The organism is Nocardia sp. NPDC059228 (assembly GCF_042754245.1).
In the GTDB taxonomy this organism is placed as follows: Bacteria; Actinomycetota; Actinomycetes; order Mycobacteriales; family Mycobacteriaceae; genus Nocardia.
Genome location: NZ_JBHZAL010000076.1, coordinates 1 through 8,055, shown reverse-complemented (window position 1 = coordinate 8,055; position 8,055 = coordinate 1). Strand labels below are relative to the sequence as shown.

General features: G+C 69.1%; 9 protein-coding genes. 5 read left to right on the top strand and 4 right to left on the bottom strand.

Features of this window, described 5'->3' with window-relative positions; translation table 11 throughout:
* The first annotated feature begins 305 nt into the window (after positions 1-305).
* Genes nhaA through ACFXKA_RS42225 form a run of 3 tightly spaced genes read left to right on the top strand, consistent with a single transcriptional unit; the run spans position 306 to position 3,063 of the window.
* Positions 306-1,577: a Na+/H+ antiporter NhaA gene (gene nhaA, locus ACFXKA_RS42235; RefSeq protein ID WP_354839080.1), complete on the top strand. Its 1,272-nt coding sequence runs from the start codon at positions 306-308 to the stop codon at positions 1,575-1,577.
* Positions 1,574-2,089 (top strand): phage holin family protein, encoded by a 516-nt coding sequence (locus tag ACFXKA_RS42230; RefSeq protein ID WP_354839077.1) that lies wholly within the window; start codon positions 1,574-1,576, stop codon positions 2,087-2,089. Before nhaA ends, ACFXKA_RS42230 begins: the two co-directional genes overlap by 4 nt.
* A 23-nt stretch (positions 2,090-2,112) precedes the next feature.
* The gene (locus ACFXKA_RS42225) at positions 2,113-3,063 is read left to right on the top strand and encodes an alpha/beta hydrolase (RefSeq protein WP_354839074.1); all 951 of its coding nucleotides are present in this window, start codon (positions 2,113-2,115) and stop codon (positions 3,061-3,063) included.
* A gap of 72 nt (positions 3,064-3,135) precedes the next feature.
* On the opposite strand, the gene ACFXKA_RS42220 is transcribed toward ACFXKA_RS42225, so the two are convergent.
* Genes ACFXKA_RS42220 through nth form a run of 4 tightly spaced genes read right to left on the bottom strand, consistent with a single transcriptional unit; the run spans position 3,136 to position 6,431 of the window.
* Positions 3,136-4,329, bottom strand: a complete 1,194-nt coding sequence (locus tag ACFXKA_RS42220) for a MarP family serine protease (RefSeq protein WP_354839071.1) — start codon at positions 4,327-4,329, stop codon at positions 3,136-3,138.
* Positions 4,326-5,054, bottom strand: coding sequence for an NUDIX hydrolase (locus ACFXKA_RS42215; RefSeq protein ID WP_379431785.1), 729 nt, complete (start codon positions 5,052-5,054; stop codon positions 4,326-4,328). Before ACFXKA_RS42215 ends, ACFXKA_RS42220 begins: the two co-directional genes overlap by 4 nt.
* 37 nt (positions 5,055-5,091) lie before the next feature.
* Complete coding sequence (locus ACFXKA_RS42210; protein WP_379431784.1) at positions 5,092-5,754, bottom strand: TlpA family protein disulfide reductase; 663 nt, start codon at positions 5,752-5,754, stop codon at positions 5,092-5,094.
* Positions 5,751-6,431: an endonuclease III gene (nth, locus tag ACFXKA_RS42205; protein ID WP_354839122.1), complete on the bottom strand. Its 681-nt coding sequence runs from the start codon at positions 6,429-6,431 to the stop codon at positions 5,751-5,753. The genes ACFXKA_RS42210 and nth overlap by 4 nt, the downstream gene beginning before the upstream one ends.
* A 286-nt stretch (positions 6,432-6,717) precedes the next feature.
* Here nth and ACFXKA_RS42200 point away from each other — a divergent pair, with 286 nt between their 5' ends.
* The gene (locus ACFXKA_RS42200; protein WP_081986109.1) at positions 6,718-6,945 is read left to right on the top strand and encodes a hypothetical protein; all 228 of its coding nucleotides are present in this window, start codon (positions 6,718-6,720) and stop codon (positions 6,943-6,945) included.
* Positions 6,946-7,218: 273 nt separating this feature from the next.
* Positions 7,219-7,893 (top strand): Crp/Fnr family transcriptional regulator, encoded by a 675-nt coding sequence (locus ACFXKA_RS42195; RefSeq protein ID WP_019044571.1) that lies wholly within the window; start codon positions 7,219-7,221, stop codon positions 7,891-7,893.
* Positions 7,894-8,055: the final 162 nt, after the last annotated feature.

The following is an 8,055-nucleotide window of genomic DNA, read 5'->3' as shown; positions in this document are numbered from 1 at the left end:
TCATGCGCCGCCTGCTGCGCGACGTGGCCGAGGGCCGCGAACTGGGCGACACCTCAACCCTGGTGGACCCCAACGTATTCGAGTCCATCCGCGCCGGCAAGGCGTAAACGGGCAGACCCCGCGAGCGACCCCTGATCGGCGATCAGGGGGCCGCTTCGGGTACGGGGTAGTCAAGACGTTCCGGGCACACCGTTAGAATTGCGCAAAAGGTGTGCCGGGAAGTCTGGTCGGCATGCGGTTGTGCCGTCGGTCCCTGGAGTGGTGTAGCACGCCGCTTTCTCGTCGACCGACCGAAAGGCTGCACCGTGATCGCTCAGGTCCGTTCCGAGCTCGCCCGTTATCTGAGAACCGAAACCTTCGGCGGCGCACTGCTTCTCATCGCCGCGGCCGCGGCGCTCATCTGGGTCAACTCACCGTGGGGCGCGAGCTACACGACCATGGTCGACACCAGGCTCGCCATTCCCGCCCTCCACCTCGACCTCACGCTGGCCGACTGGACCAAGGACGGCCTGCTGGCCATCTTCTTCTTCGTGGCCGGGCTGGAGCTCAAACGGGAGCTGGTGGTCGGTGAACTCGCCGACCGCAAACGCGCCACCCTGCCCATCGTGGCCGCCGCCGGTGGTGTGGTGTTGCCCGCGCTCATCGCCGCCGCCGTCGGCTGGGGCGCGCCGGGCATGGACCGCGGCTGGGCCATCCCGGTCGCCACCGATATCGCTTTCGCGCTGGCCGTGCTCGCCATGACCGGATCGCGGATTCCGGCCGGCGCCCGGGTATTCCTGCTCAGCCTGGCCGTGGTGGACGACCTGATCGCCATCATCCTGATCGCCGTCCTGTTCACCACCACCCTGAAGATGCTGTGGTTGCTGGCGGCCGTGCTGTGCCTGGCCGGCTGGGCGCTGGCCCAGCGCTTCCGCCTCGGCAGCCCGTTCATCTACGTCCCGCTGGGCCTGATCGCCTGGTACTCACTGCACGAGGCCGGAATTCACGCCACCCTGGCGGGCGTGGCCTGCGGCCTGCTCACCCGGGTGCGCCCGGACCCCGGCGAGGACGAGCACTGCGTGCCCGCCGCCCGGCTCGAGCATTTCTTCCAGCCCATCTCCGCCGCGCTGTGCGTACCGTTGTTCGCGCTGTTCGCCTCGGGCGTTCCGCTGGATGCGAGCGTGCTGTCGAAGCTGTTCACCGACCGGCTGGCGCTGGCCATCGTCCTGGGCCTGCTGGTCGGCAAGACGGCCGGCATCTTCGGATCCAGTTGGCTCGCCGTACGGTTGGGAATCGCGGAACGCCCCGGTGATCTCGGTTATCGGGACATGTTCGCCCTGTCGGTACTGGGAGCGATCGGCTTCACCGTTAGCCTCTTGGTGGCAGAACTGGCCTTGGAAGACGTCGGCGACGGGTCGGCCGCAGAGCTCGCGAAAGCGGCGGTGTTGCTCACGTCTTTGGCGGCTTCCCTGGCGGGTTCGGCGCTACTGTTGCGTCGGGGCCGTGCTCACCAGGCACGACGTGACGAGCGGGCACTGCAAAATCAAGAGCGACACCGGACAGTACTACCGGGACATGGAGAAGGGTCGAGCAATTGAGCTTCACACAGGGCGGTAACGGCTACGACGGGAACCGCACCCGCACCGTCACTTCGATTCCGCTGTCCGATGTCGACGCCCATCAGTCGGCGACCTTCGGCACCTTGGTCCGCGACGCGACCGAGCAGATGTCGACCCTGGTGCGCGCCGAGGTGGAGCTCGCCAAGGCCGAGGTGACCGGTGAGATCAAGAAGGGCCTGCAGGGCAGCGTCTTCTTCATCCTGGCGCTGACCATCCTGCTGTTCAGCTCCTTCTTCTTTTTCTTCTTCCTCGCCGAACTGCTCGACATCTGGCTGTACCGCTGGGCCGCGTTCCTGGTGGTGTTCCTGCTGATGATCGCGGCGGTCGCGGCCTTCGCGCTGCTGGGCTATCTGAAGGTGCGCAAGCTGCGCGCACCGGAGAAGACCATCGAGTCCCTCAAGGAGGCGAAGAGCGTGCTGCCCAGCGGTTTCGGTCACGCCGACGGGGAGACGGCCGAGGTCTCCGTCGAACTCGGCAAGCCCCGGCCCTAGACCTTCGATTACGCTCCATCGGCGTGTCGTCGAATTCGCATCCGGATCCGTCCGCAGTCCGCTATGACGGGCCGTGGACCCATCGGGACGTGCACGCCAACGGCATTCGCTTCCACGTGGTCGAGGCCGTGCCCGCCGGGACGGCCTACACGGACCCGGACATGCCGCTGGTCGTGCTGCTGCACGGCTTCGGCGACTTCTGGTGGTCCTGGCGCCACCAGCTGACCGGGCTGGCCGCACGCGGCTTCCGGACGGTGGCGGTGGACCTGCGCGGCTACGGCGACACCGACAAGCCGCCACGCGGCTACGACGGCTGGACCCTCGCCGGTGATGTCGCCGGCCTGATCCGCGCGCTGGGCCACACCGAGGCGACCCTGGTCGGGCACGCCGAGGGCGGCCTGGTGTGCTGGGCCACCGCCGTACTGCACCCGCGGGTGGTGCGGTCCATCGCGCTGATCAGCTCCCCGCATCCGGTGGCGCTGAAGCGGGCGGTGCTGCGCGACAAGCCACAGCGCTCGGCCTGGCTGCCGGACTTCCTGCGCTATCAGGTGCCGCGCGTGCCCGAGGCCCGGCTCACCCGCGACGACGGCATCGCGATCGAACTCCTGCTCCGCGACCGGGTGGGCGAACGCTGGTCGGCCACCGAGGAATTCACCGACACCGCCCGCCGCATGCGCACCGCCGTCCGGATCCCCGGCGCGGCGCACTGTGCGCTGGAATATCAGCGCTGGGCCTTCCGTAGCCAGTGGCGGCCCGACGGCCGGCGTTTCATGGCGGCCATGAGCGAACCGGTGCTGGTGCCCACGCTGGCCCTGTACGGCGACCGCGACCGGTACATCCTGCCGGGCACCATCCGCCGCGGCCAGCAGCTCTCGCCGCAGCGCCGGGTGGTGGCCATCCCGGACGCGGGTCACTATGCGCACCAGGAGAATCCGGAGCCGGTGACCGCGGAGATCGCGAAACTGCTGGCCTGACGAGGCTCTCCGATACGAAAAACGGCCCCCGGCGAATCATGTTCGCCGGGGCCGTTTTCCGTTCTTCCAGGCTCAGCTCAGCACACAGCTGCCGGTGCCGACCGCCGTCGATTGACCTGCCGCCGAACTCAGTTCGGGCCGCACCTCGTCGAGGGTGAGCACGTACCCGGTGTCGTCGTCGGTGACCGCCGCGCCGAACACCACGCCCAGGATCCGGCCGTCGGTGTCCACCAGCGGGCCGCCGGAGTTACCGGCCCGGACCTGGCCGCGAATGGTGTAGACCTCACGCTTGACGTCGGCGTCGCGGTAGATGTTGGGACCCTTCAGGTTCAGGGTCTCGCGCACGCGGGCCGCGCTGGCGGTGTAGCGCCCGCCGCCCGGGTAACCGAGCACGATGGAGCTCTCCCCCGAGCCGGCATCGGCCGGAGCCAGGTCCAGCGGCTGCGCGTTCAGGCCCGGCACCGCCAGGATCGCCACGTCCTTGGACGAGTCGAACAGCACCACGGTGGCGGGCAGCGACCCGCGCGCGGTGTCCACGCTGACCGTGTTGGTGCCCGCGACCACGTGCGCGTTGGTCATGATGCGCTCCGGGGCCACCACGAAGCCCGAACCCTCCAGCTGCCGTTGGCAACTGGGCGCGATGCCGCGGATGCGCAGCACGCTGCCCTGCAGCTGCTGGGCCACCGGCAGCTGCAGCACGCTGGGATCGGGCGGTTCCACGGCGGTGATCGGGACGTGCCCGAACGGGCCGATGACATCCGGCAGCCCGGAGGTGTTGAGCAGGTTGGAGAAGTCGGTCGGCACCCGCCGCAGCCAGTCCGGCGCGACATGGTCGACATTGCGCAGCACCTGGGAGTTGGTGACCGCGGCCGCGATTCCGGGCTGCGAGGAGTTGGTCAGCGGCAGCGCCAGCAGCCACGCGGTGGCCAGCACCGCCACCGCCTGCAGGCCCGCGCCCACCACACTGTCCACGCTGCGGGTGAACGGATCCCGCATGCCGCCGCGCGCGGCCCGCCCGAGCACCATGCCCGCGACCTCGCCGACGATCACCAGCGCCACGATGAGCAGGACGCCCACCAGCACCCGGGTGCGGCCCTCGTTCAGGTGCTTCAGGATGTGCGGTGCGATCAGAATGCCCGCGACCGCACCGAGAATGACGCCCAGGAAGGCGAGCGCCGAAGCGACCGCGCCCTGCCGCCACCCGGAGGTGGCGGCCAGCAGCGCCAGAATGATGATGCCGAGGTCGAGCCAGCCCGAGGCGCTCATAATGTCATCCCTACCGCGGCCAGTGCGGCCTGCAGATCACGTACATCGTGATGGTCCCATTCGCGTTCCCACCCGGACACCGCCAGCAATCCGGCGAGCACCCCGGCGGTGAACCCCCACACCAGCATTCCGTCCACGGTGAACGCCGGGCCCATATAGCCCAGTGGATGGCGCACCACGAAACGATTGGCCGGATCGATGAGCTCGGACAGCGGCACTCGCGCCACGCGGGCGGCCTCCGTCTCGCTCACCACCCCCACCTCGCCGGGCGTGCGCCAGTAGGCGACCACCGGCGTCACATCGAACCGCGACGGCGGCACGAAGATCTTGGGCAGCACCGCGATCGGCTCCACACCGGCGGGGTCGAGCCCCGTCTCCTCGCGCGCCTCGCGCAGCGCGGTGCTGATCGGGCCGTCGTCCTGCGGCTCCACCCCGCCGCCCGGGAACGCCACCTGGCCGCTGTGCTGGCGCAGGGTGGCGGCACGCTGGGTGAGCAGCACGTCGGCATCGGCCGGAAGCCCGCCCGGCGCAGTCGAATCCGGCACGGGGGAGCCGCCGAAGAGCACCAGCACCGACGCCTCCCGGGCCCGGGTCGCCGCGGCGGCGAAGCGCCGCATGGTGCTGCGGCGCAGCACCGGGTTCACGCCGGTGGGATCGGCCGGGTCGTGCTCGGCCACCCCGCGCAGCCACTCCGGAATGCCATTGGCAGACGCCTCGAGTCTCATCACCACACCCTTGTCGAAAGATCCACTCGTCCAGCCCTCACGCCCTGACCCCCAATTCGGCCGCGACGGTGGCGGAAATGTCCTCGACGCTGGTGAACGGGCGCACCACGACTTTCGCAACGGTGCCGTCGGCGCGCAACAGCACCGAGATCGGCAGCACGGCGGGCGCGCCTACAGCGGTGCGAACCCTGGCATTCGAATCCTCGACCCCGGGCAGGTGGATGCCGAGCCCGCTCAGCCGCGACAACGCCTTGGCGGTCCCCGGATCGCTGTGCACGGTCAGCACCGTGAGCGCGTTCCCGGCCTGCTGCGAGAACTGTTGCAGCAGCGGCAGTTCCTCCGCGCACGGACCGCACCAGTAGGCCCACAGGTTGAGCAGCGCGGGCTTGCCGGCCAGCGCCGCAACCAGATCCACCGGCCGGCCGTCGGCCAGGCAGTCCAGCGTGATGCCGCGCAGCGGGCCGTCGCCGACGGGCGCGCCGGTGGGCACGGGACAGGCGGCCAGCGCCGCCGCGGCCCGATCCGAGTCGGCGACAGCCGGTTCGGCGGGCGCGGTGGCCGTGGTCGAGCCGGTCGCGGCGTTCTTGTGGTCGGAGTGGGTGAACTGCGGCCAGAGCGCGACCGCCGCCGCCACGGCGACGATCACCGCCGCCAGCGCCCACCGCCACCCGGTGCTGCCCCGTGCCGTCTCGGCGCTCACAGCCCGACCAGCTCGAGAAGATGCTCGGTCTCCGGGCCCTTCACCAGCTTGGCCGCCTCGGTCGGGTCGGTCGGGCCCTCCCCGAAGGACGGGCAGTCGTTGGCCAGCAGGCACGCGCCGCACGCGGGCTTGCGCGCATGGCAGACGCGGCGGCCGTGGAAGATCACCCGGTGCGAGAGCATGGTCCAGTCGCGGCGCTCGATCAGCTCGCCGACGGCGTGCTCGATCTTGACCGGGTCCTCCGCCGCGGTCCAGCCCCAGCGCCGCACCAGCCGCGCGAAATGGGTGTCGACGGTGATGCCCGGGACATCGAAGGCATTGCCGAGGATGACATTCGCGGTCTTGCGCCCGATGCCGGGCAGAGTGACCAGTTCGCCGAGGGTGCCCGGCAGTTCGCCGTCGAAACGCTCGACCAGTTCCTGGCCCAGCCCGATGAGGGAATTGGCCTTGTTGCGGTAGAAGCCGGTGGGCCGGATGTACTCCTCCAGCTCGGCCCGATTGGCTTCGGCGTAATCGCGGGCGTCGCGGTACTTCGCGAACAGCGCGGGCGTGGTGAGGTTCACCCGCACGTCGGTGCACTGCGCGGAAAGAATTGTGGCGACCGCCAATTCGAGGGGCGTGGTGAAATCCAGCTCACAGTGCGCGTCGGGGAACTCGACGGTCATTTCCCGATACATGCGCCGGGCCCGCCGGACCAGGCCGATCCGAGTCTCTTTGTCGCGCTTGCGCGCTTTGGCCGGACGCGAAAACCGTGGCGCATCCGAGACATCGACGGGAGCCTCGTCAGGGGTCGCTCGAACGCCCGAATTATCCGGGTCTGCCCCGCTCACGGCCGCGTTGGATTCAGAGACACGCACGCCACCACCTTACGGAACCACCCCTGGCCCACAACCGGGCTGAGTACCCGCCGTGTTCCATCTGAGACCTTCGGCGTGTTTACTGCTGCCTATGCAAGGACTCGCTGTGGTGCTGTTTCCGATAGCGCTGATGCTGTTCGCGTTGGTGATGGAACGGGTCGAGAATCGGCTTCGCAAGCTTCTCGAACCAGACCCAGAGGTCCAGCAGTATCTCGATCGAGCCACGAATGCCGAGGTCAGCGATCTGACCAAGCTAGGTTTGCCGGCCGCGGCGGCGCGTCCGCGGCGCGCCCGGCCCGCGGCCAAGGGAATGGACGTCGCACAGGCCAGCTGATCCGCGCGGGTCGGTGCTCGAGTGGTCCGGTGGCTTTCAGCTCCAGACCACTTTTTACGATCTTCATGACGCACGTCTCACGGCGTGTCGTAGATTGCTTGTGAAGCGTGTCGCGAAACCGTCGTTGTGTGTCGCATACTGCGGCTCCGTGTGTCTGAGAATGAGCTCGGCGCGTGGTGTCTATCACTACCCGGCGGTATTGCAAAGTAGACTGCACTGTCGGCCGAGTCGTTTCGGTCCAGGACAGAGCCATTTCCCATAAGGAGCACATTCGTGGACGAGGCCCTCGCCAGAGCAGGCATCTTCCAAGGCGTCGAGCCCACCGCGGTGGCCGCTCTCGCCAAACAGCTGCAGCCCGTTGACTTCCCGCGCGGCCATGTCATCTTCAACGAGGGCGAACCCGGCGACCGGTTGTACATCATCACCTCGGGCAAGGTGAAGATCGGCCGCCGCTCCCCCGACGGTCGTGAGAACCTGCTGACGATCATGGGCCCGTCGGACATGTTCGGCGAGCTCTCGATCTTCGACCCGGGCCCGCGCACCTCGACGGCCACCACCGTCACCGAGGTCCGCGCGGTCACCATGGACCGGGACGCCCTCAAGGCGTGGATCGATCAGCGGCCCGAGATCGCCGAGCAGCTGCTGCGGGTGCTCGCCCGCCGCCTGCGCCGCACCAACAACAACCTGGCCGACCTGATCTTCACCGATGTTCCGGGTCGTGTCGCCAAGGCGCTGCTGCAGCTCGCCCAGCGCTTCGGCACCCAGGAGGCGGGCGCGCTGCGCGTGACCCACGACCTCACCCAGGAGGAGATCGCCCAGCTGGTCGGCGCCTCCCGCGAGACCGTGAACAAGGCGCTCGCCGACTTCGCGCACCGCGGCTGGCTGCGGCTCGAGGGCAAGAGCGTGCTGATCTCCGACTCGGAGAGACTGGCCCGCCGCGCTCGCTGAGCGGCGACAGTTATATACGCGCGAGTACATACGCGAGGCGCGGGGGGGGGCCCCCGCGGGGGGGGGGGCGGGGGGGGGCCCCGAAGACCCAAAAATATGTTTAAAGCGGGGGGCGCGCCGCCGAGCCCCCAGAGGATATAAAAAAAAAACAACCCCCGCCAC

Coding starts and splice junctions, on each gene's coding strand:
- ACFXKA_RS42220 (WP_354839071.1), bottom strand. CDS start 4,329: ATGAGCGCCTCGGGCTGGCTCGACCTCGGCATCATCATTCTGGCGCTG.
- ACFXKA_RS42215 (WP_379431785.1), bottom strand. CDS start 5,054: ATGAGACTCGAGGCGTCTGCCAATGGCATTCCGGAGTGGCTGCGCGGG.
- nth (WP_354839122.1), bottom strand. CDS start 6,431: ATGTATCGGGAAATGACCGTCGAGTTCCCCGACGCGCACTGTGAGCTG.